Genomic DNA, 26,543 nt, shown 5'->3' with positions numbered 1-26,543 from the left:
CCGTAACGTTTCGCTACGGAGTCTTTTATTTTGCTAAATACTGTCAATGGAAGACGACCAAGACAGGTACAACAATTATTCAGACGAAAACTTTACGTCCACAATTCTTTTATCCAGGAACGCAACGTCCAGATAATTTACCTTCCCGGTAGAGGCTTTATAGGTCCGATGAATAACAGCGTTTTCCTTTGACTCACTAACTTGTACCAGCTGAGTATCATTGGTAACTTTGTTGAAAGACGCTTCTATCTCTGATACGTGTTTATCGTTAAAAGCCTTGCGTATTTCCGGGCTTAACAATGGATCGCCTTTACCATTCATCAAGGCAATAATTGCCGTTTTTGTCTTTAGAGTCGCAGCCGCAGACCCTTCGATTTCTTTTTCAGGCGGCAACAGACTTGGATCAATAATCCCGGCAATGCGTTTAACTATGTAATTGCTACGAGCTGACTCTAGATTCGCCAGAAAACCTATGGAAAGACCATTGTCGAACCTTGCATAGTGCGCATGAAACCCTTGGAACGATCCCCCATGATCAATCAGCCGACGTCCATTCACGATATTGTTGCGCCATCCAAATCCATAACCAGTGATGGGTTGACTGCCGTCGGCCATCAACGGCACTTCCCACTCGGTATCAATCGATTCTTTGGACAATGGTTTGCCTTTTGAAAGACAAGCGTCCCACGCAGCCAAGTCATTGATCGTCAGCAACAGGCTCCCGTCGGCGGTCTGAGCCAGGCTCTGCGAGACCGGCCCCGGGTTTTCCAGCTGTCCATCACTGGAAACGTAGCCTGACGCCCGGTTGGGGATGATAGTTTTCAGCATATTGACTTGCGCCGTTTGCATATCGCACTGGCTGAACAGCCTTTCCCGAAGCAAATCTCCGTAGAATCTTCCGCTCGCACGCTTGATCAGCATTCCCAGCGCGACATAGCCTGAGTTGCTGTAGCGGTACTGAGTTCCCGGTGTGAAATCCAATTTCTTGGACGCAAGAAGACCGATAAGTTGTTCGTCGGTGTAGTCTTGCTTTATATCAATACTGTTGAACTGTTCATAGTCGGGTATGCCAGAACGTTGCTGCATAACCTGGCGAATGGTAATACCATCCCATATGCCTTTGGCTTCAGGAAAATAGGGAGCAATAGGGTCATCAAGCTGAAGCTTGCCGTCTTGTACCAAGAGCATAATGACGGAAGAGGTAAACATTTTCCCGACTGAGCCGGACTGGAAGACAGTCGCCGTCGTTGCAGGCGTTTCGGTCTCCAGATTACTGAACCCGTAAGCAGAGGTATAAAGCGGTTTCCCGTCTTTAAGAATTGTTATGGCTGCCCCCGGAATGCCCTGCTCCTTCATAAGCGCGCTCATAACTGCATCCACATCATGGGGGTTCGAGAACGGCGCGGCATTGCATACAGTTACCCATACTAAACTTGTAAGTAACAAACCTTTTGAGAGTACAGATGTACGATTTTTAGAATTCTTATCCATTGTAAATCTCCAGAAAATTTCTAACGGCTAATCATTTCTGTGGTCGGTCGATGCTAATTGTTCGGTATGAGTTTTGAGATTCTCCTTTAAGCAAGAAAACTACGTGGGTCCTGGATGACTTTTCACAAAACGCACCAATAAGTCTATTATGGACAAAAATGTCCAACCCATCAAGCCTTCGAGGCGTATTTTCCGAGGCAGTATTTGAGTCCCAATGGGTCTGACATGCTCGACCTCCGACGATTGCGCTCCTTCGTGGCCGTCGCCGAAAGCGTGCACATTTCTCCGTCGCCCCTGAGCTGGCAGATCGCCCAGCTCGAAGAACGCCTGGGCCTGACCCTGTTCGAACGCAGCCAGCAACGCATCTGCCTGACCCGCGACGGCCAGACCTTCCTCGCCGAAACCCGCGCCCTGCTGACCCACGCCAATCGCCTGGAATCCCTGGGCAAACGCCTGGGTCGTGGTGAAGAAGGCGGCTTGTGCATCAGGCACATCCAAAAAGCCATGCACGCAGGCGTTCTGTCTAATGCCCTGCGGGCGCAACGGGCCGACGCCAGCGGCGTATGAAAAATCGGCTATGTGCCGCTGGCCTCGGCATCCGGCTGAAGCGCCATCATCAGGGCATGGGCATCGAAAATTCCGGTGGACGGCGACAAGAGCGCAGCGACACAGGACACTGCCGGTTCAAGTTGCCGCACCTGTCCGGCGTCCAGCCATTGCAAGTCATCGACGCCATTGCGCCGATTCTGTTCCAGCAATGCCCGCAAGGCCACGCACAGAGTGTCATCGGTGACGACACTCACCTGCCCTCCGCTCATTCACGCCAGACCCCGTTCCCGATAATCGATCAGGCTGGAAAAAATCGCCAGCAACGCGGCCATGACCACGAAGAAGATCAGCACCAGGAAGTACGAACCGGTGAACTGCACGATCAGGCCGATCAGGATCGGCACGATCACCCCGGCCATGTTGCCGCAGAAATTCATGGTGCCGGCCAGAATGCCGGTTTTTGACGTGCCGCCGAGGATCGACGGTATGCACCAGTACATGCCGCACCAGCGAATGAAAAACATCGCCACGCAGAGCAAGCCAATCGCTCGGCTCGCCTCGGTCGTGTAGGCCACCGCCAACATGCACAGGGCCGCGACCAGCGCCGAGCCGCTGAACATGCTGCGCATCACCAGGTTGGGCGAGGCGCCGCTGGATTTCCATTTATCGCCCAGATAACCGCCCACCAGTTCGCCGACGAAACCGCACATGAAGATCAGAAACGTCGCGCCGCCCATGCTCGAAATGTTCAAACCGTGGGTCTGGTGCAGGTAGCTCGGCATCCAGGTCAGCAAGCCGTAGAACACGCTGAGGATGCAACAGTAACCGGCGAACATCGCCAGCACCGAGCGGTCCTTGAGCAGTTCTTTCAGGGCAATGCTGGTCACCGCGCCGGGTTGGCTGGTCGGGCGATTGCCCTCGGTGATGTGCGCCAGTTCGGCCGCGTTGACGCCGGGGTGTTCGCTGGGGTGGTTGCGGATGTACTTCCAGGCCAGCACGCCGGCGAGCATGGTGCCGATGCCGGCGATAACGAAGGCGATGCGCCAGGAGTCGAACCAGCCGATCAGGCCGGCAATGATGATTGCGCCAAACGCACTGCCCAGCGGCGCGCCGCCGTCCACCAGCACCGCGCCGCGCCCCCGTTCGTTGGGGGTCAACCAGGCGCCGTTGAGTTTGGCCCCGGCGGGCATGATCGGCGATTCGGCGATACCCAGGCCCATGCGCGTGATCAGCAGCACAATCCAGTTGTGCGCGCCGGCGGCCAGGGCCTGGAACGCGCCCCAGGCGACGGTAGCGATCACGATCACGCGGCGGGTCTGGAAGCGATCCAGCAGCATGCCACCGGGGATCTGCATCAAGGCGTAGGACCAGAAAAACGCGCTGAGCATCAAGCCTTCCAGCGCTGGCGGGATCTGGAATTCGCTGGAAATCAGCGGCAACGCCACGGACAGCGAAGCGCGGTCGATGTAGTTGATCGCGGTCAGCAGCAACATGATCAGGAAGATTCGCCAGCGCACGCTGGTGGGACGCTCGATGGCGGCCAGGGAAAGTGTTTCGGCACTCGGATTGTTCATGAGGGGCGCTCTTTATTGTTTTGGATGCAAGCGACCCAATACACAACACCTGTAGGAGCGAGGCTTGCCCGCGAATGGGACGCCGCGGTCTGCCGGTTACACCGCGTTATCGTTCTTCGCGGGCAAGCCTCGCTCCTACAGGTTTGGTAATGGGCAAGCAGCCCCACTCTAATCACGCGCCCGACGAGTGAATAATGAGGGGATCTGATTGGGGGATCACTGAACGTCATCCCCCGGCAGATCAGAACGTTCCGGGGTAGCTGCCGCCGTCCAGCAGCAGGTTTTGCCCGGTGAGGAACCCGGCCTGGGCGCTGCAAATGAAGGCGCAATAGGCGCCGAATTCATCGGGCTGGCCGAAGCGCTGGGCCGGCACGTGTTTGCGCCGTTGTTCGCTGACGGCTTCAACGCTGGTGCCGTTGGCGTCGGCGGCAGCGCTCAGGGTTTTGTTCAAGCGCTCGGTTTCGAATGGCCCCGGCAGCAAGTTGTTGATCGTCACGTTGTTGCCCGCCAGCCGCGACTGGCGCGCGAGCCCGGCGATAAAACCGGTGAGGCCACTGCGCGCACCGTTGGACAAGCCCAGCACGTCGATGGGTGCCTTCACCGCGCCGGAGGTGATGTTGACGACACGCCCGAAGCCGCGCTCGGCCATGCCATCGACACAGGCCTTGAGCAGCTCGATGGGCGTGAGCATGTTGGCGTCCAGCGCTTTCAGCCAGTCTTCGCGCTGCCAGTCGCGGAAATCACCCGGTGGCGGGCCGCCGGCGTTGTTGACCAGGATGTCGACCTGCGGACACGCCGCCAGCACCAGTTCGCGCACGCTCGCTTCACTGATATCGCCAATCACCGTGCGCACTTCGACACCCAAGGTGCGCAGTTCCCTGGCGGCGACCTGCAAGGCCTCTTCGCCGCGAGCGTTGATCACCAGGTTCACGCCCTCCTTCGCCAAGGCTCGCGCACAAGCCAAACCCAAGCCTTTGCTGGCGGCGCAGACGATGGCCCAGCGGCCTGATATTCCTAAATCCATGACGATGCTCCTGACCGTTGAAAAATCCTACGTTACCACTGCCACCCGAAGTGTCAGGGGATGACAAAGAGTGATCCCCGGATCAGACCTTTTCATTATCAGCCGCCCGCCTCGCTAATTACTGTCTCCCGACCAATAAGAAACCGGAGACACCCATGAACCCGTTCCAGTTTTATTTCCCCACGACCTTGAAGAGCGGCAACGGCCTGGTGCGTCAGGCCGGTGCATTGCTCAAGCCGCACGTTCGAAAAAAACTGCTGGTGGTCACCGATGAAGGGTTGATGGCGTCGGGCGTGATGGAAGGCTTCTTCGCCTCGCTGGCCGCGAGTGAGATCAGCTATGAAGTGTTCACGGGCGTCGAACCCAACCCCACCACCGACGTGCTGGAGCGCGCCGTCACCTTTCTGAAAAGCCACGACTGCGATTCGGTGATCGGCGTCGGTGGTGGCAGCAGCATCGACACCGCCAAAGGCGTGGCGGCCATGGCCACCAACCCCGGCAACATCCTCGACTACGAAGGCTACGACAAACTGCTGCACCCGCCGCTGCCGATTTTCGCCATCCCCACTACCTCCGGCACCGGCAGCGAATGCACGGCGTCCACGGTGTTCACCAACACCAAGACACTGTTCAAAACGGTGATCATCAGCCCGGCGCTGTTTCCGAAACTGGCGATTCTCGATGCCGAACTGACCCTCAAGTTGCCGCCGTCCATCACCGCCGCCACGGGCATGGACGCCTTGACCCACGCCATCGAATCCTACGTGTCGAAACAGGCCAACCCGGTGAGCCAGGCCTTGGCCCTGCAAGCGATCAAGATGATTTGCACGCACCTGCCCAAGGCGTTTTTCACCGGTTCGGATTTGCATGCGCGGGAACAGATGCTGCTCGCCTCGTTCCTGGCCGGCGTGGCGTTCGCCCAGTCGAAACTCGGCAACGTGCATGCGATCTCCCACACCTTCGGCGGCGTGTTCAACATCCCCCACGGCATCGCCAACGCGACGCTGCTGCCCTACGTCATCGAATACAACCTGGCGGCCTGCCCGGAGCTGTTTCGCGAGATCGCCATCGCCATGGGCGAAGACGTCGATGGCCTGAGCCTCGCCAATGCCGGGCGCAAAGTGGTGGAGCACGTGATGGCGCTGAACAAAGCCATCGGCATCCCGGCCAACATCAAGGACCTGGGCGTGGACCTGGACTACATGCCGCAAATGGTCAGCGACTCGATGCGCAGCGGCAACGTGCTGGTCAACCCACGCCTGACCACCGCCGCCGACATCGAACGGATCATTAACAACGCCTACCACGGCACTCATTGCTGAGAGACAAACCCATGTTTTACGAAATGCGCACCTACACGATCCAGATCGGAAAAATGCAGACCTACCTCAAGCACTTCGAAGAGAACGGCCTGCCGGTGATCTCCCGCTACGCCACGCTGGTGGGCTGGTGGTACACGGAAATCGGCGAGCTGAACCAGGTGATCCATATCTGGGCCTACCCGAGCCTTGATGAGCGGATCAAGAAACGTGCGGCGCTGTATCAGGATGCGGATTGGCTGGAAGGCTTTGTGCCCATCGCCTTCCCGATGCTGGAAAAAATGGAATCGAAACTGCTGATCGCCGCGGATTTCTCACCGATCAAATAACCCCAGACGCCACCGTTCCCCTGTAGGAGCGAGGCTTGCCCGCGACGGCGGCGTGTCAGCAACAATGATGTCGACTGACACACCGCCGTCGCGGGCAAGCCTCGCTCCTACAAGAAAGGGTACGGCCGTCAATCCCAGGACAACCCTCATGTGCGACCACAACACCAATAATACCGCCGCCGACCGTTCTCCCGACGCTAAAAAACTCCTCGAAGGCCTCCCCACCAATTGGGGCAAATGGGGCCCGGACGATGAAGTCGGCGCCCTGAATTACCTGCAAGAAGCCGAGGTCCTGCGTGGCATTGCCTCGGTGCGCCAGGGCAAGACCTTCACCCTGCAAGTCCAGATCGGTCACCCGAAAGGCGAACCGCTGTGGCCCGGTCGTCGCCCGTCGATGCGGGTCAACGTGCTGGACAAGGGCCACTTCCTCGCCGGCAAGACCCACTTCGACGGCCACGTCGAATACGCCGACGACGTAATCTTCATGCACCTGCAAGGCTCGACCCAGTACGACGCCCTGGGCCACGTCTGGCACGACAACAAGTTGTGGAACGGCTACGACGCCATGAGCACCATCGGCAGCATGGAAAAGGCCAGCATCCTGCCGATTGCCGAGCGCGGGATTGTCGGGCGGGCGGTGTTGATCGACATGGCCCGGCATCGCGGCAAAACGGTGCTGGACAAGGGCGAGACCTTCACCCACCTGGACTTGCTGGCGGCGGCGAAAGCCCAGGGCATCGAGATCGAGAAGCGCGACATCCTGATCATCCGCACCGGTTGGATCGGCTCGTTCTACGAGCGTGAACCGGACGAGTTCTATAAGGATTTCGCCGAGCCAGGCCTGACCTTCAGCCGCGAGTTGGTGGAGTGGTTTCACCAGATGGAAATCCCCAACCTGGTCACCGACACCATGGCCAACGAAGTAGCGGTGGACCCGGCCTCCGGGGTAATGATCCCGTTACACAACGCCTTGATGCGCAACCTCGGCGTGACGTTCACCGAAGTGGCGCTGCTCGATGAACTGGCCAGCGATTGTGCCGCCGACGGCCAGTGGAAATTCCTCTACACCGCCGCGCCGCTGAAGATCGTCGGTGGTACCGGGGCGCCGGTGAACCCGATTGTGATCAAGTAACCGGGTCCTGTTGCAGCGCGTTGATCAGCAGGGTCGCCGCCGGAGACAGGTCGGCGCCGGCCCGGCTGATCACGCCGAAAGGTTCGCTCAAGGCACGCAACAGCACTGGCAGTTTCACCAACAAATGGTGTTGCTCGCAGAACGCGGCGACTTCCGCCGGGATCACTGCCAGCAGCGTTGGGTCTTGCTGCACCAGCAGGATGGTGGCGAAGATCGACGAGGTCTCCAGCGGATAACGCGGGATTTGCAGCCCGGCCTCGTTGAGTTCGCGCTCCAGGGCCTGGCGCATCGGCATGTCCTTGGGGTAGACCAGCCAACGGTAATCGCTCAGTTGCGAGAGCTGTAAAGTCCGGGCACCCGCCAGCGGATGATCCTGGCTGGCAACCACCGCCAAGGGTTCTTCGCTGAGTTCGATACAGTCATAGGCGTCTGAACGCTGGCCGACACTGGTGCGACAAATCGCCAGATCCAGCCGTCCCTGATCCAGCAAGCCGAGCAAGGTCGCGCTGGTGTTCTCCACCAGTTCGATCGACAGCTCTGGCTGCTTGAGGCGCAACGCGGTCAAGGCCCGGGTCAGCAGCGGCATCGCGCCCATGATCACCCCCACCGACAAGCGCCCGCCCTGGCCCTGCAGGATGCTGAGCATTTCTTCGTGCAAATGCTCGACATCGCTATGAATCAGGCGCGCATAACGAATCATGCAACGCCCCATTTCATTGGCCACCAGGCCCTTGGGCTGGCGCTCGAACAGCGGCATGCCGATCAACGACTCGACTTCATGCAACGCCTTGGTCGCGCCGGACTGCGAGATGGAAATATGCTCGGCGGCCTTGTGCAAGGATCCGCGATCATCCAGGGCGATCAGCAGGCGCAGTTGTTTGAGGCGCAAGCGTGAAGCAATGCTGGCGAGGGAAGGCACCGTGTCCATGTGTTCTCCATGTCCAGAAACGTTGTTTTCCGTAGGAGCAAGGCTTGCCCGCGATGGCCATCTCAAGAACGCCATCGCGGGCAAGCCATACTCCTACGGAGTTGTCAGTGAATCGCCACCGGGTTGATGTTGACCTGGGTCGAGCCCTTGTACAGCGGCTGGCCGAGGACAAACATGAACTCCCAGGCCTTGTCTTTGACCAGGGCGCGGCTGTCGATCAGCTCCAGGTTGTAGATGCCGTTCTTGGCCAGCATGTACTGGTTGACCGGGAACTCCTGGCCATCTTTGGCCGGGTAGATTTCCGAAGCCCAAGTGTCACCGCCGAAGGCGACGATCTGCTTGTCCACCAGCCATTTGGCGGCGGCCATGCCGATGCCCGGCTCCACCGCGAGGAATTTCTTGTTGTCCTTGCCCAACAGCTCAAGCCAACCGGTGTTGAACAACACCACATCGCCTTTCTGGATGGTGATGCCTTGCAGGTCGAGGGCTTTCTGGATATCGGCGACGCTGAATTCGGTTTTTTCCGGGACGATCGGTGTGCCGTACACGGCGGTCATGTCCAGCACCACACCACGGGTGACGATCGGCGGGACTTTCTCGATCCCGAGTTTTTTCACGCCTTCGACGGTGACGAAATCGGCGGCGCGGTTGCCGTTGTAGTAGACGTAATCGATGCCGATATGGCCGATGCCGTTGAGCTGGGTGCCAACGCCGGTCCAACCCACCACCAGTTCATCGTTGAAGGTGAATTTGTTCGGGCCCATGGTCGTGCCACCCGCCTCGCCCGGCTGGACGTTGGTCAGGTTGAAACTGCGATGGCGGAAGGCTGGAAGGGTCTTGTCGATAGGCACGGCCAGCGGATACGTCTTGCCGGTCTTGATCAGTTTGGCGGCGTTGAGCACCGAATTGGCATTGAGTAGATTGAGCGCACCGATTTCATCGTTGGCGCCGTATTTCGACGGGTACCATTTTTCAGCGTCCGCGGCCTGAGCGGCGCTGAAGGTGAACAGCAAGGTGAACGGCAGTATCAAACGATTGAGCATGTGGGGGGCCTTTGGGAGTAACAGTGGACCCAAGGTACGCAGCCCGTCTGTGGGGAAACAGACAGGAATGGGCAATACATTTGTTCTGGATAGTCACGAATTTGTAGGAGCGAGGCTTGCCCGCGAAGGCGGTCTGTCAGGCGACATCATCGTTATAGACGCACCGCTTTCGCGAGCAAGCTTCGCTCCTACAGGGGTCGGCGATTAGCCAGGCTTGTGGTTATCCAGTATCCGACTGGCCGCCATCTCACCCATCAGGAGCGACCGGTGCAACACCAGCATCGTGTGGCGTCGCGGGCCGTCCGTTAGCTCGAGGAGATCGTTGACCATCTTGCGGGCCGTTGATAACGATTCGTAGACCTCGACCAGCAACGTCTCGTCATCCACCGCTGCGTCGATGGTGAAGAAAGTACCGGAACTGCGGGGCGGTATCGGCTCTTTCGTCGCCCCGGGGTTGAGGTAATGGCTGAGCGCGCGGTCGGCGGCCTCTTTCATTTTCTTGGGTCAATCTCGAAAGAGGCGTCGTAGGGGGCTGGACCGGCATTCGGGGGATTAGGTGTGACTTTGAACATAGGGACTTTCTCCAGTAGAGCCGCACCGACTCGCTACTAAACGAGGGTGGCGGCTGTGCACAGGTTAGTAGACCGGCAAAGTCACCTAAAAACCCCGGCGCGCCCGAGGGCGCCCTGTACACAACCACCATCAATTGCAGGCATATACCTGACTGGATGACGCTTGTACAACCGAAGATGACTGCCGAGCTACTAAACCCGATCACTGATGAGCAGTGACAGGAACAAAGTTACCGACGAGCCCCAAGCCGCACAAGCCGGCGGATTCTGGCGTACGCGTAGGCAACGACGCAAGGCGTTGTAGCCGTTTATGACGTAACACCGGATGTCTTTAAACAGTCGTCGTTAAACATGTTTAGCTGGTGCGCTAGACACACCGCGTTATCGTTCATCACGAGCAAGCTTTGCTCCTACAGGGGTTCGGTGTCGGCCACGAATCTATGATCGTTCCCACGCTCTGTGGGAACGATCAAAAACGAATCAGCCGTACGCCACTTCCGGGTTGCCAGCCTCCAGCGCATCCACCCGGCTCGCCGCCGGCGGATAGATCCACTGGGTGTTGATCATGCGTTTGCGTGCCTTGCCTTCGTCATGGGTCAGCAGCACCTGGCGGTCCTAGGCTTCGGTGTACACCGCGCCCCACTCGCCCAGGTCCAGGCAGGTGGCGTAGAACGGCTGGCGGTATTCGAGGGTCGGCACCTACAGCAGGTCGGCGGCGACGTTATGTCCGGCGAAGCGGCCCATGAAAATCGCGTGCTGGCAGGACATCAGCGAGTAGTGACCTTCGTCGCCGTCAGCGCCATGACCACATCGCCCGCCGCGAACACGTGCTCGGTGCCGACCACACGCAAATCACCCGTCACTTCAACCAGGCCATGGCGATCCAATCGAGTAGAGATTTGCGACGTCAGGCCGCTGGCAATCATGCCGCCGGTCCAGATCACGGTTTTGGCTTCGATGCGCTTGCCCGCCGCCGTCAGCACGCCGTTTTCATCGATGGTCACCACCCCGGAACCGACCTGGAATTCGATGCCCATCGACGCTAATGCTTCGGTGATCATCGGCCGTGGTTTCGGGCCCAAGGCCGGGCCGATTGCTTCGTTGCGTTCGATCACGATGATCTTGAACTGCGCCTGCGATTTGCACCTGTGGATCGCGCAGAACCTGAGCCGCGACAACCTCACCGTGGAGGTGCTGGCCGAACAAGTGCAGATGAGCCCGCGCAACTGTGCCCGGGTCTACCAACTCAAGACCCGCCGCACCCCGGCCAAAGCTGTGGAAGCGCTGCGGCTGGAAGCGGCCCGGCGTTTGCTGGAAGACTCGGAACGCAACATCAACCAGATCGCCCGGAAGTGCGGGTTTGGTGATGAAGAACGCATGCGCTTCACCTTCCAGCGCAACCTGGGGATCTCACCGCGAGACTATCGCAACCGCTTCTCGCGCTGAGTCCTCTCTCGATCTAGGGTTTGGCGGCGGCGATACGCCAAACCTTGTTCCCCACATCATCAGCCACCAGCAACGCACCACCCTGATCCAGCGTCACACCCACCGGACGCCCCTGCGCTTCTCCATCGGCATTGAGGAACCCCGTCAGGAAATCCACCGGCAACCCCGAAGGTTTGCCGTCGCTGAAAGGAATGAACACCACTTTGTAACCGGCCTGGGGATTGCGATTCCAGGAACCATGCTCACCGACGAAAACGCCATTGGCGAAACTGGCGGGCATGCCTCGGGCATCGGAGAACGTCAGGCCCAGCGGTGCGACGTGGGTGCCCAACGCGTAGTCTGGCGCGATGGCCTCGGCCACTTTGTCCGGGCGCGGCGGGTCCACGCGGACGTCGACGTGGGCGCCGTAGTAACTCCACGGCCAGCCGTAGAACGCGCCGTCCTTCACCGAGGTCAGGTAATCCGGCACCAGGTCGCTGCCGATTTCGTCCCGCTCATTAACCACGGTCCACAATTGGGTCGAACCGGGCTTCCAGGCCAGGCCATTGGGGTTGCGCAGGCCATTGGCGAACAGGCGCTTGTTGCCGCTTTTGACGTCCACTTCCCAAATCGCCGCGCGCCCTTCTTCCGCCTCCAGGCCGTTTTCGCCGACGTTGCTGTTGGAGCCCACCGTGACGTAGAGCTTGGTGCCCTCGGGGTTGGCGATAACGTTCTTGGTCCAGTGGTGATTGATGCCGGCGGGCAGGTCGGTGACTTTCACCGGTGTGGCGCTGACCTCGGTCTGCCCCGTGTTGTACGGCACTTTGACCAGGGCATCGGCGTTGGCAATAAACAACTCATTGCCCACCAACGCCATGCCAAACGGTGACGTCAGGTTACTCATGAACACCGTGCGCACTTCGGCGCGGCCATCGCCGTCGGCATCGCGCAACAGAGTAATACGATTGGCACTCGGCGCATCCGCCCCCACCCGTCCCATCACAAACCCCATGACACTGCGCTTGGCCCAGGCAATCGGCCCGGTGCCGCCGTCGGTGGCGCCTTCCGGCATCGGCGGGTGGTTGCTCTCAGCGACCAACAGGTCTCCATTGGGCAGCGTATAGATCCAGCGCGGGTGATCCAGATTCTCCGCCAGTGCGCTCACCTTGAAACCGGCGGGCGCCGTGGGCATGGCAGTGCCCGGCCAGCCGATGGCTTTCGACACTTTCAACGTGGGGATCAGCGACGTGGTGGGCTCCGGCAACTGCGGCGCCGGGCCGACGCTGGCCTGGGGCGGTAATTTGGAAGATTCGCCACAGGCACTGAGCAGTGCGGCGGCGGTGATCAGGAGCGCAAGTCGGTTGGACACATTCATTGTTCTAACCTCGCGGTGGCCATCCATGGGCCCGTTATAAGACAGACAAAATCCCGGCGGAGTATCGCGGCGCTGATCCCTGACAAACACCGCGTCTAGCTCAAATCACATTTGCCGTAATTGCACGAATGCGCGATTGCAAACCCCGTCAATATTCGAAGAGCCTCACACCGGGTTCAGCAACGCCTCACGCAACAGCCGCGCGGCGGGCGAATCCGGCACATTTTTGCGCGACACCAGCTCATAGGGTTCGCTGCGCGAGGTAATGGGCAGCGGCAGCGTGGTGGTAAAGCCGTAGCCGGAGCAGAACTTGGCCACGTCGGTGGACACCAGCGCGACCAGGGTCGGGTTTTCCTGCAATAGCGACAGGGTGGCGAAGGCTGAGGTAGTTTCCAGCAAGTGCACCGGGAAACGCAGGTCGGCCTCGTGAAACTCGCGCTCCAGCAGCAAACGCATGGGCATATTGGCGCGGTAGACGACCCAGCGGTAATCCACCAGGTCCTTGAGCGAGAGCTGTCGTGCGTAGGCGAATGGATGTTGGGTGCTGGCGATCACTGCCAGGGTTTCTTCGACGAAGGTCGAGCTCTCGTACAGATAGGGCGTGGTGCTGATGGTGGTACGACAGATCGCCAGGTCCAGGCGCCCGGCGTCGAGTTGGCTGAGCAACGCGGCGCTGGTGTCTTCGACGATTTCGATGGACAGCTTGGGGTGGTCGGCGATCACTCGGCTGATCGCGGTGGTCAGCAGCGGCACGGCGCCCATGATGGTTCCCACCGACACCCGCCCGCCCTCGCCGCTCATGATGCCGATGATCTCTTCGCGCAGGTGCGCGAGGTCAGTCTGGATCAACCGGGCGTAGCGAATCACCGAGCGTCCGGCATCGGTGGGTTCCAACCCGCGGTTAGTGCGGGTGAACAACGAAGTGCCGAAGGTGGTTTCGATTTCTTGCAGGGCTTTGCTGGCTCCGGGTTGGGTCAGCGCGACCTGTTTGGCCGCGCCCAGCAAGGAGCCGTGGTCATCCAGGGCGATCAACAAGCGCAGTTGCTTGATGTGCAGGCGGGACATGATTGAGTTGAGTGATGGTGTCATCAGGGTTAACTAATAGTTATATAGGTATCGGAAGTTGTCAGTATCGGGTTCGCCGCGACGGCCCTATAGTCCATCCCACAACCAGGCAATGCAATGGGTTTGACCCGAGAGCGAGAGCCCTCCTGCCCCGGACCGATTGCAACAATAACAATCCTGTATAACTTGTGGTGAATCATGTCCCTCATCAATTACGTCACCAAGATCCAGTTCGGCTACGACAGCCTGGAACACCTGGCCGCCGAAGCCGAGCGCGCCGGCATCACCCGGCCGCTGATCGTCACTGACATTGGCGTACGCAATGCCGGCATCGTCGACAAAGTCATCGCCGCCCTGGGTGGCAGCCTGACGCCGACGATTTTCGACGCCACCCCGCCCAATCCCAACGAACACGCCGTGCGCGAAGCCGTCGCGCAATACCGCCTCGCCGAGTGCAACGGCATCATCGCGGTGGGTGGTGGCTCGTCCATCGATCTGGCCAAGGGCGTGGCGGTCTGCGCCACCCACGATGGTCCGCTGCAAAGCTTTGCGGTGATTGAAGGTGGACTGGATCGCATCACCGCCGCCACCGCGCCGCTGATCGCGATTCCGACCACTGCCGGCACCGGCAGCGAAGTCGGCCGCGGCGCCATTTTGATCCTCGATGATGGCCGCAAAGTCGGCGTCATCTCGCCGTATGTGGTACCGCGCGTGGCGATCTGCGACCCGGAACTGACCCTCGGCCTGCCCGCCATGCTCACCGCCGCCACCGGCATGGACGCCATCGCCCATTGCATCGAAACCTTTATGGCCCCGGCCTTCAACCCTGCTGCTGACGGCATTGCCCTCGATGGCCTGTGGCGCGCCTGGGAACACATCGAACGCGCCACCACCGAGCCCGGTGATCGTGAAGCACGGATGAACATGATGAGCGCGTCGATGCAAGGCGCCCTCGCGTTCCAGAAAGGATTGGGTTGTGTACACAGCCTGTCCCACGCCTTGGGCGGGATCAATCCGAGGCTGCACCACGGCACGTTGAACGCGATCTTTTTGCCGGCCGTCGTCGACTTCAACGCCAACTCCCCGACCGTGCGTGACGAGCGCAAACTCGAACGACTGCGCCACGCCATGGGCCTTGCAGCCGGGGCCGATATCGGCGTCGCCATCGAAGACATGACCCGACGCCTGGGCCTGCCGACCCGCCTGAGCGAGATCGGCGTCGATGAAAGCCTGTTCGCCGGGATCATCGAAGGCGCCCTGCACGATCACAGCCACAAGACCAACCCTCGGGAAGCCTCGCCGGCGGACTACCGGTCGATGCTCGAACAATCGCTGTAAGCAAGCGCTATCCAACAACAATAAATCAGGAGGCAACCGCGTCCTCGGCCCAGCTGACGACAGCGGAACAATCATGAAGCCCACCGTCCTTATCGAACGGCAAGCCGCCATTGCCATCGTCACCCTCAGCCACCCTGGGAAAATGAACGCCCTGACCCTGTCCATGTGGCAGGACCTGGGGGACGTCATGCGCGAACTGTCCGCTGACACCAGCGTGCGTTGCGTGGTGTTGCGCGGTGCCGGCGAGCAAGCCTTTGCCGCTGGCGCCGATGTCAGCGAGTTCCCGAGCGTGCGTGCCAATCAGGGCCAAGCTCGCCACTATGCCGAAATTACCTCGGCGGCCATGCGCGCCGTCGTCGAATGCCCGCACCCGGTGATCGCCATGATCCACGGCGTGTGCGTCGGCGGCGGCCTGGAAATCGCCGCGTTGTGCGATCTGCGCATCTGCGGCAGCTCCAGCCGTTTCGGCGCACCCGTGGGCAAGCTCGGGTTGGTCATGTCCTATGACGAAATGGCCGGGCTGGTGGCGCTGGCCGGGCGTTCGACGACCCTGGAAATCCTCCTGGAGGGCCGCATTCTCGACGCCAACGACGCCTATGTGAAAAACCTCGTAACCCGGGTCGTCCCGGACGCCGAGGTCGAATCCGAAACCCTCGCCACCGCCAAACGCATCACCCAAGGCGCGCCGCTGGTCGCCCGTTGGCATCGCCAGGCTGCGTTCCAGCTTGAGGCCGGCGTGGCACCCACCGCCGAGCAGATCGACGCGAGTTACTTCTGCTACGACACCGACGATTTCCAGACTGGCCTGAACGCATTCATCGCCAAAGCCAAACCACACTTCGAGGGCAAATGACATGGGACCGCTGACAGGTATGCGCGTTGTAGAACTGGCTCACATCATGTCCGGGCCGGTGTGCGGGATGATGCTGGCCGACATGGGCGCCGACGTGGTGAAGGTTGAGAAAGTCCCGGACGGTGACGACTCGCGGCGCTTCTCGCCGATCATGGCCAGCGGCGAATCCGCCTCGTTCATGGTGGTCAACCGCAACAAGCGCGGGATCGGCCTGAACCTGAAGACCGACGGGGGCCGCGACGTGTTGCGCCGTCTGCTGCTGGACGCCGATGTGGTCACGGAAAACTACCGCTCCGGCACCATGGAAAAATTCGGCCTGGGTTATGACACCCTGAAAACCTTGAATCCGGGCCTGATCTACTGCGCGATTTCCGGCTACGGGCGTAGCGGACCGTTCGGCGAGAAAGGTGGTTTCGACCTGATCGCCCAAGGCATGAGCGGCATGATGAGCATGACCGGTGAGGCCGGGCGTGAACCGGTCAAGGCCGGCTCGCCGGTGGCGGACATCAACTCCGGCATCCTCGCAGCTCTAGGCATCTGCGCCGCCTACGCCGCGAAGCAGAAAACCGGTCTTGGGCAATTGGTCGACACCTCGCTGTTCGAGGCTGGCCTGCAACAGATGTACTGGCCGGCGGCGGCGTTTTTCGCCGACGGCACCATCCTGCCGAAGATGGGTTCGGCCAACTCCACCAGCGCGCCGTACCAGGTGTTCCGCACGGCCGATGGCTGGATCAACATCGGCGCCGCCAACCAGGCCAACTACGAACGCCTGGTCGAAGCCCTGGCCGTGCCGCGACTCAAAGCCGACCCGCGCTTCGCCAGCAACGCCTTGCGCATGGAACATCGCCTGGCCCTGGTGGACATCCTCAACGAAGTACTGGTGGCGCGCACTACCGACGAATGGATGGTGTTGTTCGACAGCCTCGGCCTGCCTGCCGGACCGGTGCTGGACATCGCCGCCGCCCTCGCCCACCCGCAAACCATCGCGCGCGGCATGGTGGTGGAGACCGAACACCCCACCGAAGGCCGGGTGCGCGGCATGGGCCTGCCGATTCACTTCTCCGACATGGACAACGCCGCGCCACCGACCAGTCGCCATGCGCCGCTGCTGGGTGAGCACACCCGTGAGGTACTGAAAGAAAGCGGTTATGCGGACGCTGAAATCGATGAGCTGATCAAAAGCAAAGCCGTGGTGGCACTGGCCTGACACAACGCCCCTGTGAGCGCGGTTTTTCCGAACAACTACAAAAACAATAAGGTGAACATCATGAGCCGTATCTTGACCGAGGCCGTTAGCCGCCGATCATTCCTGCAATCTGCCGGCATCACCGTGGGTGGCGCCTTCGCCGCCAACCTGCTGCCCTCCGGTGTCTTCGCGGCGACCAAACCCATCGTGTTGCGCTACACCAGCAGCCTGCCCGACACCCATCCACTGAACATTCAAATGAAGGCGGCTTCACTCGCCATCAAAGCCGAAACCAACGGCGCCGTGGACCTGCAGGTGTACGCCAACGGCGCCATGGGCGGCGACACCGACATGCTGTCCCAGGTGCGCGCCGGGGCCATCGATTTCATTCCATTGCCCGGGGCGATTCTCTCGACCCTGGTGCCAGCCATGTCCATCGAAAGCATGCCGTTCGCGTTCAAGGACTACGACAGTGTCTGGGCCGCGCTGGACGGCAAGCTCGGCGAGTACGTGCGGGCCAAGACTGAGAAGGTCGGCCTGATCCCGATGGAGAAAGTCTGGAACAACGGCTTCCGCCAGATCACCAGTTCGACCCGGCCAATCAACACGCCACAAGACCTCGCCGGTTTCAAGTTGCGGGTGCTGGTCAGCCCGTTGTGGACCTCAATGTTCAGCGCCCTGGGCGCCTCCCCTACCGGCATCAGCATCAACGAAACCTACTCGGCGCTGCAAACCAAAGTGGTCGACGGTCAGGAAAACCCGCTGGTGGTCGTCGAAGCCGCGCGCTTCTATGAAGTGCAGAAATACTGCTCCATGACCGACCACATCTGGGGCGGTTTCTGGATCGTCGCCTCGGGCAAGACCTTCCCCAAACTGCCGGCGGACGTGCAGGAGATCGTGTCCCGGCAGATCAACGCCGCCGCGCTGGTGCAGCGTCAGCAAGTCATCGACCTCAACTCCAGCCTGGAGCCGTCCCTGACCGCCCACGGCATCACGTTCAACAAAGTCGACCGTTCATTGTTCAGGAACGATCTGCAATCCAAAGGCTTCTACACCCAATGGAAAGAAAAGTACGGCACCGAAGCCTGGAGCTTGCTCGAGCAGTACGCGGGTCAATTGTCCTAAGCCGGAGACCGGGTCATGAAAAACGAACTACGAATGACGGACGTTTCTCCTGCTGACGGACTCAGCCCACGGCAAACCACTTTGCGCCTCGGCCGCGCCCTGGACACCGGCCTGCGCTGGCTGACCGAGGGCAGCGCGGCGTTGCTGGTGGTGGTCGAAGTCACCCTGCTGTTCTGCAACGTGTTCTCCCGTTATGTGCTGAATCAGCCGATTGTCTGGGGCGATGAACTGGCCTCGCTGCTGTTCCTGTGGCTGGCGATGCTCGGTTCGGTGGTGGCGATGCGGCGCGGCGAACACATGCGCCTCACCTCGTTTATCGGGCGTTTACCTGCGGAGAAACGCGCCTTTATCGACACTTTGGGCGCGGTGATCGTTATCGCGTTTATCGGGCTGCTGTTCACCCCGGCCTGGGAGTACGTCAGCGACGAGTGGATCATCACCACCGCCGCCCTGGAAATCCCCAACGCCTTTCGCGTGTCCGCCATCGCCGTCGGCCTGAGCCTGATGCTGATGACCTGCGTCGCGCGCCTGCTGACCAGCGCCCGGCTGATCGACTTCACGGTGTCGGTGGCGATGCTGGCCTCCATGGCGGCGTTGCTGTGGGTCGGCGAGGGCCTGCTGTTGCTGATGGGCAACTGGAACCTGATCGTGTTCTTCATGATCGGGGTGATGGCGATGATCATCATCGGCGTGCCGATTATGGTCGCGTTCGGCCTGGCCACCGTAGCGTACCTGTCGACCATGACCGCCACGCCGCTGACCCTGGTAGTCGGGCGCATGGACGAAGGCATGGCGAGCCTGATTCTGCTGGCGATTCCGCTGTTCGTGTTTTTGGGCGCATTGATCGAAGCCATGGGCATGGCCCGGGCGATGATCCGTTTCCTATGCTCGTTGATCGGCCATGTGCGCGGCGGCTTGTCGTATGTGCTGATTGGCGCCATTTACTTGATCTCGGGGATTTCCGGGTCCAAGGCGGCGGACATGGCCGCCATCGCCCCTGCGCTGTTTCCGGAAATGAAGAAACGCGGCGAGGACGAAAACGAACTGGTAGCGATGCTCAATGCATCCGGGGCGATGTCGGAAACCATTCCACCGAGCCTGGTGCTGATCACCATCGGTTCGGTGACCGGTGTGTCGATTTCCGCACTGTTCACCGGCGGCTTCATGCCGGCAGTGGTGGGCGCGATTGCCATGGCGGCGGTGATCTGGTGGAAGAACCGCAAGGGCGAAGCCTCCACCGGAAAACGCGCCACAGGCAAGGAAATCGGCCATTCACTGCTGGTTGCATTACCTGCGTTGGCCCTGCCCTTTGTGATCCGCACGGCGGTGGTCGAAGGCGTCGCCACGGCCACCGAAGTGGCGGCGATTGGCGTGGCCTACACCTTTGTCGTCGGGTTGCTGTGCTACCGCTGCTTCGACTGGCGCCGCCTCTATCCGATCCTGGTCAGCACTGCCTCCTTGTCCGGCGCGATTCTGATCATTATCGGCAGCGCCACCGCCATGGCCTGGGCGCTGACCCAGTCGGGCTTTTCCCATCAACTGGCGCAAGTGATGTCCACGGTGCCCGGGGGTGCGATGGGCTTCCTGATCATCTCCGCAGTGGCCTTCATCCTGCTGGGCAGTTTCCTCGAAGGTATCCCCGCCATCGTGTTGTTCGGGCCGTTGCTGTTTCCCATCGCCAAGACCATGGGCATCAACGACGTGCATTACGCCATGGTCGCGATCTTCGCCATGGGCCTGGGCTTGTTCGCGCCGCCGTTTGGCGTCGGCTTCTATGCCGCGTGCGCCATCGCCAAGGTCGACCCCAGCGGCGCCATGCGCCGGGTCTGGCCGTACCTCGGCGCGCTCGTGGTGGCCCTGGGCGTGCTGATTGCCGTGCCGTGGATTTCCATCGGTTTCCTGCCCAACACCTGATCATTCCTTTGATAGCCCGAGGTTGCTTATGAATTTCTCAACGCTGAAAGCAGGCACCGCCACTGAACGCAAACTGATCGTTGATCGGGAACGCACCATTTCGTTTTTGGGCGAGGATCTGCGCATCTACGCCACCCCGCGCCTGGTGGACGACATCGAGCAGACCTGTCTTGACTACCTGCTGACCTTCCTCGACGAGGGGGAAAACACGGTCGGCGCGGCGGTCGATATCCGCCACGTCGGCGCCACACTCTTGGGGATGTCGGTGAGCATCGTCGCCACCGTGACGCGGATTGAGGGCCGCAGCGTGACCTTCAACGTCGAAGTACGCGACGACGTCGAGCTGGTGGCCACCGCCGCCCACACCCGCGTCGTGGTCAACGTCGCCAAACTGCGCAGCCGGGTCCAGGCCAAGGCCGAAGCCGCCGCGGCGGGCGAAGTCGAAGACGGTGTGCTCAGCCCTTCCCAATTCGCTGCGTCACGCTGAGCAAAGGTTGCCGTCATGATCACGCTGCATGAACGCAATGGCCTGCACAACCTGGCGCCGGAGGATGCGCTGCCGATTGTCGACGCCCACCATCACCTGTGGGACCTCGGCAACGGGCGTTATCCGTGGTTGCAGGACGAGTATCACGAGGGCTTTTTCCTCGGTGACTATCACAGCCTGTGCCGGGATTTTCTGCCGGAACACTTCCTAGCCCTGACCGAAAACCAGCGCTTGGTCGGCACGGTACACGTCGAAGCCGAGCGGGCTCGGGATGAGCAAGTCGCCGAGACCCTTTGGCTGGAGCAGGTGAACGCACGCTACGGCTTCCCGAATGCCATCGTCGCCCATGCCTGGTTTGATCGTGACGACAGCGCCGAGATTCTTGCGGCCCAGGCGGCCCGGCCATTGGTTCGGGGGATTCGTTCGAAACCGGTGACGTCGGCTTCACCTCTGGAATCGGTGGCCGGGGCCAAGGGCACGATGCAGGACCCGAAATGGCTGGAAGGCTTTTCGCGCCTGGCCGAACATGGTTTGTCGTGGGATTTGCGCGTGCCGCCGTGGCACCTGGCCGAGGCTGCGGAAGTGGCGGCGATGTTTCCCCGGATTCAGATCGCCTTGAACCACACCGGTTTCGCCTGGGATCGCAGCCCGTCGGGTATGGCGCGCTGGCGCAAAGGCCTGGAGGCACTGGCCTTGCAACCCAACGTGCATATCAAGCTGTCGGAATTCGGCCTGAAGGATTCGCCCTGGAATTACGACGACAACCGAGTGGTGGTGCTGACCGCCCTGGAGATCTTCGGCCCCGAGCGTTGCATGTTCGCCAGCAACTTTCCGGTCGCCGGGTTGCGCGCGTCCTACGACACGATTGCCGATGGCATGGCCACGATGCTCGCACCGCTGGGGCGTGCGGTGCAGGAAGCGGTGTTCGCCGGCAATGCGCAGCGCTTCTATCGCCTGGAGCCACAGCATGGATAACTGGCGCGAACGCTTTCTGGCCAGCGGCGACGACGCGGATCTACCCATCGTCGACGCCCACCAGCATTACTTCGATATCGAGGCCCACTACTACCCGTGGCTGAACGACCGGCCATTGCGCCCATTCCGTTACGGCGATTACTCGTCGATCTGCCGCACCTTTTTGCCCGAGGACTATAAGCGGCTGACGGGCCGGCATCGCATCGTGCAGACCGTGGTGATTGAGGGTGAATGGGACCCGGCGACACCGGCCGACGAAGTGCGTTTTATCGAGTCCCTGACGAAGCACGAACCGACCTTGGCGGCCATGGTCGGCCAGGCCTGGCTGGATCGCGAGGACGCACCCGAACTGTTGCGCCTGTACGGCCAGCACCCGCTGGTGCGCGGCGTGCGCCACAAACCGACGGTCACGAGCCGTGAAGAATGGCGCGAAGACTTTTCCGCGCCCGGCTCCATGCGCGATCCGCGCTGGCGCGACGGCTACGCCCGACTGGCGCAAAACGGTCTGCATTTCGAGTTGCAAGCACCCTGGTGGCATCTGCCGGAAGCCGCCGAGCTGGCCCGGGACTTTCCCGACGTGACCCTCGTGGTCAATCACACCGCGCTGCCGGCGGATCGCTCGCCGCAAGGTCTGGCCGGCTGGCGCGACAACCTGGCGCTGCTGGCTCGCGAGCCCAACGTCGCGCTAAAGATTTCCGGCATTTGCATCCCAGGCCAGGCCTGGCCCGTGGACGCCAATCGCGTGGTGGTAAACGACGCGATATCGATTTTCGACGTCAGTCGCTGCGCCTTTGCCAGCAACTACCCGGTCGATGGTGTGGTGAACAGCCTCAGCGAAGTGTTCGACGGTTTCAAAACCATCGTCCGCGACCGTTCCCGCGTTGATCGACTGGCGCTGTTTCATGACAACGCCCGACGTATTTATCGGCTCACTTGATCCCTATTTGAACAGCCCTTAAGGAGTTCCCATGTTTGAAGTTTCAGGCCACAACTACATTGCCGGCGCCCGTTCGGCCAAAGGTTCGAACACCCTGCAAAGCCACGACGCCAGCACCGGCGAAGCGCTGCCGTTCCGGTTCCATCAGGCGACTGTGGAGGAAGTGAATACGGCCGCAGAAGCGGCGGCCACGGCTTACCCGGTTTTCCGCAACCTGTCGGCCGCCCGTCGTGCCGATTTCCTTGACGTCATCGCCACGGAACTTGAAGCGCTGGACGATACGTTCATCGCCCTCGTCTGCCGCGAAACCGCCCTGCCCGCCGGGCGCATTCAGGGTGAGCGCGCCCGCACCAGCGGCCAGATGCGTTTGTTCGCCACGGCGCTGCGTCGGGGCGATTTCTACGGGGCGCGCATTGACCGCGCCCTGCCGGAGCGCAAGCCGCTGCCCCGTCCAGACCTGCGCCAATACCGCACCGGCCTCGGCCCAGTTGCCGTCTTCGGTGCCAGCAACTTTCCGCTGGCGTTTTCCACGGCGGGTGGTGACACCGCGTCCGCCCTCGCCGCCGGTTGCCCGGTCGTGTTCAAAGCCCATAGTGGCCACATGGCGACCGCCGATTACGTCGCTGACGCCATCACCCGCGCCGCCCGCCAGACCGGCATGCCCGACGGTGTGTTCAGCATGGTCTACGGCAGCGTCGGTGAAGCGCTGGTCAAGCACCCGGCAATTCAAGCTGTCGGGTTTACCGGGTCGTTGCGCGGTGGCCGAGCCTTGTGTGACATGGCGGCGGCACGGCCGCAGCCGATCCCGGTGTTCGCCGAGATGAGCAGCATCAACCCAGTGTTGCTGATGCCTGAAGCGCTTAAAGCACGGGGTGAAAAGATCGCCACCGAACTGGCCGCGTCCGTGGTCCTCGGTGCAGGTCAGTTCTGCACCAACCCCGGTTTGGTGTTGGGCATTCGCTCGCCGGAATTCACCGCGTTCCTTGAACGCTTCGCCGGGCTGATGGGCGAGCAATCCGCGCAAACCATGCTCAATAGCGGCGCGTTGAAAAGCTATTGCCACGGCCTCGACAACCTGCGCGCCCACTCGGGCATCACGCACCTGGCCGGCAACGCACAACAGGGCAATCAGGCGCGGCCGCAGTTGTTCAAGGCCGATGTCAGCCTGCTGATTGACGGTGACGAGTTGCTGCAGGAGGAGGTTTTCGGGCCTACCACCATCGTCGTGGAAGTCGCCGATCAAGCCGAGTTGCTCCAGGCCCTGCACGGCTTGCGCGGTCAGTTGACCGCCACCCTGATTATCGAGGATTCGGAACTCACCACCCTCAACGAAGTGTTGGCCCTGCTGGAACAGAAAGTCGGGCGCGTGCTGTTCAACGGTTATCCGACTGGCGTTGAAGTAAGCGATGCCATGGTACATGGCGGGCCTTACCCCGCGACGTCGGATGCGCGCGGCACCTCGGTGGGAACGCTGGCGATTGATCGTTTCCTGCGGCCGGTGTGCTTCCAGAACTGCCCCGACAGTCTGTTGCCGGACGCCCTGAAAAACGCCAATCCGCTGGGCATCGCCCGGTTGATTGACGGGATCAGCAGCCGCAACGGGCTGTAAGCCTCAGCGTTACCACCCGCTGTTAGCCACAACTCCCACGCCTGTGAACAACAGGCGTCGGATTCGCTCATCCAGAAAACCGCTGTACCCCACAACAACAAAAACAGAGGAAGTCCCATGCACGTTCAACTTCACCCGAAACAACGCCTGTGCAAATTGATGTTGGCTGTTACTGCCGCCTTGTTGCTCAACACCGCGGCCACGCAATTGGCCGTTGCCGACACTTCACCCACTGCGACGACACCGCCCATGCAATGTGCCACTGAAACCACCCCGCGCTACACCAAGACGCCCACCGGTTACCTGATGGTGCTGCGCACGGGCGACAACGCCTTCAAGGAACTGACCAAACTGGCCATCGCCGAAAAAATCCCGAGCGCGTCCATCAGCGGCATTGGCTTCGGCAATGTGAAGTTCGGCTTCTGGAACAAGGACAAGAAGGACTTCGACGCCAAGGTCTTCAGCAATGTCGAGATGGCGAGCATCACTGGTTCGGTGGCCTGGAAGAACGACCAGCCTTCGATCCACATGCACGGCGTTGCCGGTGATGCCACGTTCCAGGCCTATGGCGGCCACATCCTCGACTTCGACGTGACCACCGGTTCCATGGAAATCAGCGTCGTCGTCCATCAACGTCGTCTGGAGCGCGGGATCGATCCGTGCATTGGCGCCAACGTGCTGGGTATCTGACCCGAGTTTCAGGCTCCCGCCGATAGCGGGAGCCTCCCTCCTGAATTCGAATTACAAAAAAATAGGGGCGATTGAGATGAGCAACAAAAACACGGTGGTTACCCTGGCGCTGGGCGCCCTTGCACTGAGCACCCAGGCGCAGGCGGACTTTCTGAGCGACAGCAAGGCCACGTTGGGCCTGCGCAATTTCTACTTCAACAACGACAACCGCGACGGCACCGCCACGCCGTCGAAAACCGAAGAATGGGCGCAAGGTTTCATGCTCGACTTCAAGTCGGGCTACACCGACGGCGTGGTGGGTTTTGGCATCGACGCCCTGGGCCTGACGGGGATCACCCTGGACAGCGACAAAGGTCGGCATGTCGGCGGTTCGATGATTCCGTCGGACAGTGACGGCAGCGCGGTCGATTCGTGGAGCCGGTTGGGGTTGACCGGCAAGGTCAAGGTCTCGAAGACCGAACTGCGCCTCGGCACACTGATGCCGAAGCTGCCAATCCTGGTGTCCAACGACGGTCGCCTGCTGCCGCAGACTTTCGAAGGTGGGCAGATCACGTCGGGCGAGTTCAAGGACCTGACCTTTACCGGTGGCCGAATCGAACATGCGACGGGCCGGGGCTCCAGTGACCAGACCGGATTGGCCGCCGTCGGCGGCACCCGTGAAAGCAACGCGTTCGACTTCGCCGGTGGCGACTGGAAAGTCACCAAAGACCTGACGGCGCAGTATTACTACGCCCACCTCGACGACTACTACACCCAGCAGTTTTTCGGCCTGATACACACCCTGACGATCTCGGACAACCAATCCCTGAAAACCGACCTGCGCTACTTCAAGACCAACTCGTCCGGCGCCAACAACTCCGGTACCTCGGGCTACAAGATCAGCGGCTACACCCGGGATGGCGATGGCGAGATCGACAATAAAACCTGGAGCGCGGCGCTGATTTACTCCTTAGGCGCGCACGCGGTTACGGCGGGTTATCAAAGCGTTTCCAGCGGCAGCGGCTTCACCCAACTCAACCAGGGCGGCCTCGCGGACAAAGGTGCCGGCGGGGTCAGTCTCTACCTGTACACCGATCGCTTGATCCAGACCTTCACCCGCGCAGGCGAGCGCACCGCTTTCGGCCAGTATGCGTATGACTTCGCAGGCCTTGGGGTGCCGGGTCTGAAGGCGTCGGTCATGTACCTCAGTGGGGACAACATCAAGACGACTTCCGGTGATAACCAAAAGGAATGGGAGCGAGATCTGAGCCTGGACTATGTGTTGCAGTCCGGAGCGCTGAAAGGGGTGGGCTTTGGGTGGCGCAATGGCAAGTCGAACAGCGAGGCTTCACGAAATCAGGATCAGAATCGATTGATCGTGAGTTACAGCATCCCTTTGCTCTGACATCAATACCAAGCTAACGCGCATTTCGAGGATGCCCTGGTTGCTTTGCCTCAGCGCTGACATCATGTCAGCGCTTTTCATGTTTTTGCGACTTCCAAACCATCTAGATTCAGGTCCGAAATGCCGTTGAGCAATACAAAAACAGGAATAACCATAGATTTCGTTGGTCATGAAGAAAGATAAACGGAAGACCTCACCGGGTAAAAAATCCGAGTGAAT

24 protein-coding genes and 3 pseudogenes are annotated in these 26,543 nt (G+C 60.7%); 16 read left to right on the top strand and 11 right to left on the bottom strand.

The genetic code is table 11. The annotated features are described in order from the left end of the window. Nucleotides 1–75: 75 nt before the first annotated feature. Complete coding sequence (locus tag ABH912_RS31810; RefSeq protein ID WP_429512821.1) at nucleotides 76–1,491, bottom strand: serine hydrolase domain-containing protein; 1,416 nt, start codon at nucleotides 1,489–1,491, stop codon at nucleotides 76–78. Between the two features lie 225 nt (nucleotides 1,492–1,716). Between ABH912_RS31810 and ABH912_RS31805 the strand changes: the two are divergent. Continuing rightward, nucleotides 1,717–2,055: pseudogene (locus ABH912_RS31805) on the top strand (LysR family transcriptional regulator); the annotation flags it as partial. A gap of 14 nt (nucleotides 2,056–2,069) precedes the next feature. On the opposite strand, the pseudogene ABH912_RS31800 reads toward ABH912_RS31805, so the two are convergent. The 3 genes and pseudogenes from ABH912_RS31800 to ABH912_RS31790 form a co-directional block, all read right to left on the bottom strand. Continuing rightward, a pseudogene (locus ABH912_RS31800) lies at nucleotides 2,070–2,300 on the bottom strand (FAD-dependent oxidoreductase); the annotation flags it as partial. A gap of 9 nt (nucleotides 2,301–2,309) precedes the next feature. Continuing rightward, nucleotides 2,310–3,614 (bottom strand): MFS transporter, encoded by a 1,305-nt coding sequence (locus ABH912_RS31795; RefSeq protein ID WP_429512819.1) that lies wholly within the window; start codon nucleotides 3,612–3,614, stop codon nucleotides 2,310–2,312. Between the two features lie 241 nt (nucleotides 3,615–3,855). Next, nucleotides 3,856–4,638, bottom strand: coding sequence for an SDR family oxidoreductase (locus tag ABH912_RS31790; protein ID WP_429512817.1), 783 nt, complete (start codon nucleotides 4,636–4,638; stop codon nucleotides 3,856–3,858). 155 nt (nucleotides 4,639–4,793) lie between these two features. Between ABH912_RS31790 and ABH912_RS31785 the strand changes: the two genes are divergently transcribed. The 3 genes from ABH912_RS31785 to ABH912_RS31775 all read left to right on the top strand — a co-directional run bounded on the left by ABH912_RS31785 (nucleotide 4,794) and on the right by ABH912_RS31775 (nucleotide 7,418). Next, nucleotides 4,794–5,960 carry an iron-containing alcohol dehydrogenase gene (locus tag ABH912_RS31785; RefSeq protein ID WP_429512815.1) on the top strand — a complete coding sequence of 389 codons (1,167 nt, stop codon included), beginning with the start codon at nucleotides 4,794–4,796 and terminating at the stop codon, nucleotides 5,958–5,960. A gap of 11 nt (nucleotides 5,961–5,971) precedes the next feature. Beyond that, nucleotides 5,972–6,286 carry an NIPSNAP family protein gene (locus tag ABH912_RS31780; RefSeq protein WP_123408765.1) on the top strand — a complete coding sequence of 105 codons (315 nt, stop codon included), beginning with the start codon at nucleotides 5,972–5,974 and terminating at the stop codon, nucleotides 6,284–6,286. Nucleotides 6,287–6,434: 148 nt separating this feature from the next. Beyond that, a complete protein-coding gene (locus ABH912_RS31775) occupies nucleotides 6,435–7,418 on the top strand; it encodes a cyclase family protein (RefSeq protein WP_429512814.1) in 984 nt (327 codons plus the stop codon). Here the strand turns inward: ABH912_RS31775 and ABH912_RS31770 are convergent. The 5 genes from ABH912_RS31770 to ABH912_RS31750 form a co-directional block, all read right to left on the bottom strand. Further along, on the bottom strand, nucleotides 7,411–8,346 hold the full coding sequence (locus ABH912_RS31770) for a LysR family transcriptional regulator (protein WP_429512812.1): 936 nt from the start codon (nucleotides 8,344–8,346) through the stop codon (nucleotides 7,411–7,413). The genes ABH912_RS31775 and ABH912_RS31770 overlap by 8 nt on opposite strands. Nucleotides 8,347–8,450: 104 nt before the next feature. After that, nucleotides 8,451–9,389, bottom strand: a complete 939-nt coding sequence (locus tag ABH912_RS31765) for a cyclase family protein (RefSeq protein ID WP_429512810.1) — start codon at nucleotides 9,387–9,389, stop codon at nucleotides 8,451–8,453. Nucleotides 9,390–9,593: 204 nt separating this feature from the next. Further along, complete coding sequence (locus tag ABH912_RS31760; protein WP_429512808.1) at nucleotides 9,594–9,884, bottom strand: DUF6124 family protein; 291 nt, start codon at nucleotides 9,882–9,884, stop codon at nucleotides 9,594–9,596. Between the two features lie 557 nt (nucleotides 9,885–10,441). Continuing rightward, nucleotides 10,442–10,567 carry a hypothetical protein gene (locus ABH912_RS31755; protein ID WP_429512806.1) on the bottom strand — a complete coding sequence of 42 codons (126 nt, stop codon included), beginning with the start codon at nucleotides 10,565–10,567 and terminating at the stop codon, nucleotides 10,442–10,444. Between the two features lie 161 nt (nucleotides 10,568–10,728). Next, nucleotides 10,729–11,076, bottom strand: coding sequence for an FAD-dependent oxidoreductase (locus ABH912_RS31750; protein ID WP_429512804.1), 348 nt, complete (start codon nucleotides 11,074–11,076; stop codon nucleotides 10,729–10,731). Nucleotides 11,077–11,098: 22 nt separating this feature from the next. On the opposite strand from ABH912_RS31750, the pseudogene ABH912_RS31745 reads away from it, so the two are divergent. Then, nucleotides 11,099–11,407, top strand: a pseudogene (locus ABH912_RS31745) (helix-turn-helix domain-containing protein); the annotation flags it as partial. A gap of 13 nt (nucleotides 11,408–11,420) precedes the next feature. Here ABH912_RS31745 and ABH912_RS31740 read toward each other — a convergent pair. Continuing rightward, a complete protein-coding gene (locus tag ABH912_RS31740; protein WP_429512803.1) occupies nucleotides 11,421–12,761 on the bottom strand; it encodes a PQQ-dependent sugar dehydrogenase in 1,341 nt (446 codons plus the stop codon). A 165-nt stretch (nucleotides 12,762–12,926) separates the two neighbouring features. Next, nucleotides 12,927–13,850, bottom strand: coding sequence for a LysR family transcriptional regulator (locus tag ABH912_RS31735; protein ID WP_429512802.1), 924 nt, complete (start codon nucleotides 13,848–13,850; stop codon nucleotides 12,927–12,929). A gap of 174 nt (nucleotides 13,851–14,024) precedes the next feature. Here ABH912_RS31735 and ABH912_RS31730 point away from each other — a divergent pair, with 174 nt between their 5' ends. From ABH912_RS31730 to ABH912_RS31680, 11 genes are all read left to right on the top strand, one after another. Next, a complete protein-coding gene (locus tag ABH912_RS31730) occupies nucleotides 14,025–15,164 on the top strand; it encodes an iron-containing alcohol dehydrogenase (RefSeq protein WP_429512800.1) in 1,140 nt (379 codons plus the stop codon). Between the two features lie 73 nt (nucleotides 15,165–15,237). After that, entirely contained in the window at nucleotides 15,238–16,017 is a 780-nt protein-coding gene (locus tag ABH912_RS31725; protein WP_429512798.1) for an enoyl-CoA hydratase-related protein, read from the top strand. A gap of 1 nt (nucleotide 16,018) precedes the next feature. Next, entirely contained in the window at nucleotides 16,019–17,224 is a 1,206-nt protein-coding gene (locus ABH912_RS31720) for a CaiB/BaiF CoA transferase family protein (protein ID WP_429512796.1), read from the top strand. Between the two features lie 60 nt (nucleotides 17,225–17,284). Continuing rightward, complete coding sequence (locus ABH912_RS31715; RefSeq protein WP_312407740.1) at nucleotides 17,285–18,328, top strand: TRAP transporter substrate-binding protein; 1,044 nt, start codon at nucleotides 17,285–17,287, stop codon at nucleotides 18,326–18,328. 15 nt (nucleotides 18,329–18,343) lie between these two features. Further along, nucleotides 18,344–20,242 (top strand): TRAP transporter large permease subunit, encoded by a 1,899-nt coding sequence (locus ABH912_RS31710; RefSeq protein ID WP_429512795.1) that lies wholly within the window; start codon nucleotides 18,344–18,346, stop codon nucleotides 20,240–20,242. Between the two features lie 28 nt (nucleotides 20,243–20,270). Beyond that, the gene (locus ABH912_RS31705) at nucleotides 20,271–20,729 is read left to right on the top strand and encodes a thioesterase family protein (protein WP_429512793.1); all 459 of its coding nucleotides are present in this window, start codon (nucleotides 20,271–20,273) and stop codon (nucleotides 20,727–20,729) included. A 15-nt stretch (nucleotides 20,730–20,744) separates the two neighbouring features. Continuing rightward, complete coding sequence (locus tag ABH912_RS31700) at nucleotides 20,745–21,704, top strand: amidohydrolase family protein (protein ID WP_429512792.1); 960 nt, start codon at nucleotides 20,745–20,747, stop codon at nucleotides 21,702–21,704. Beyond that, a complete protein-coding gene (locus tag ABH912_RS31695; RefSeq protein ID WP_429512790.1) occupies nucleotides 21,697–22,641 on the top strand; it encodes an amidohydrolase family protein in 945 nt (314 codons plus the stop codon). Before ABH912_RS31700 ends, ABH912_RS31695 begins: the two co-directional genes overlap by 8 nt. 31 nt (nucleotides 22,642–22,672) lie before the next feature. Then, nucleotides 22,673–24,250 (top strand): aldehyde dehydrogenase (NADP(+)), encoded by a 1,578-nt coding sequence (locus ABH912_RS31690; RefSeq protein WP_429512789.1) that lies wholly within the window; start codon nucleotides 22,673–22,675, stop codon nucleotides 24,248–24,250. Nucleotides 24,251–24,367: 117 nt separating this feature from the next. After that, nucleotides 24,368–24,940, top strand: coding sequence for a PPC domain-containing DNA-binding protein (locus ABH912_RS31685; RefSeq protein ID WP_429512787.1), 573 nt, complete (start codon nucleotides 24,368–24,370; stop codon nucleotides 24,938–24,940). Between the two features lie 76 nt (nucleotides 24,941–25,016). After that, a complete protein-coding gene (locus ABH912_RS31680) occupies nucleotides 25,017–26,324 on the top strand; it encodes an OprD family porin (protein ID WP_429512786.1) in 1,308 nt (435 codons plus the stop codon). Nucleotides 26,325–26,543: the final 219 nt, after the last annotated feature.

It is taken from the genome of Pseudomonas sp. BT76 TE3572, assembly GCF_050435365.1.
GTDB lineage: Bacteria > Pseudomonadota > Gammaproteobacteria > Pseudomonadales > Pseudomonadaceae > Aquipseudomonas > Aquipseudomonas fluorescens_W.
This window is presented reverse-complemented; position numbering and strand designations above follow the sequence as displayed.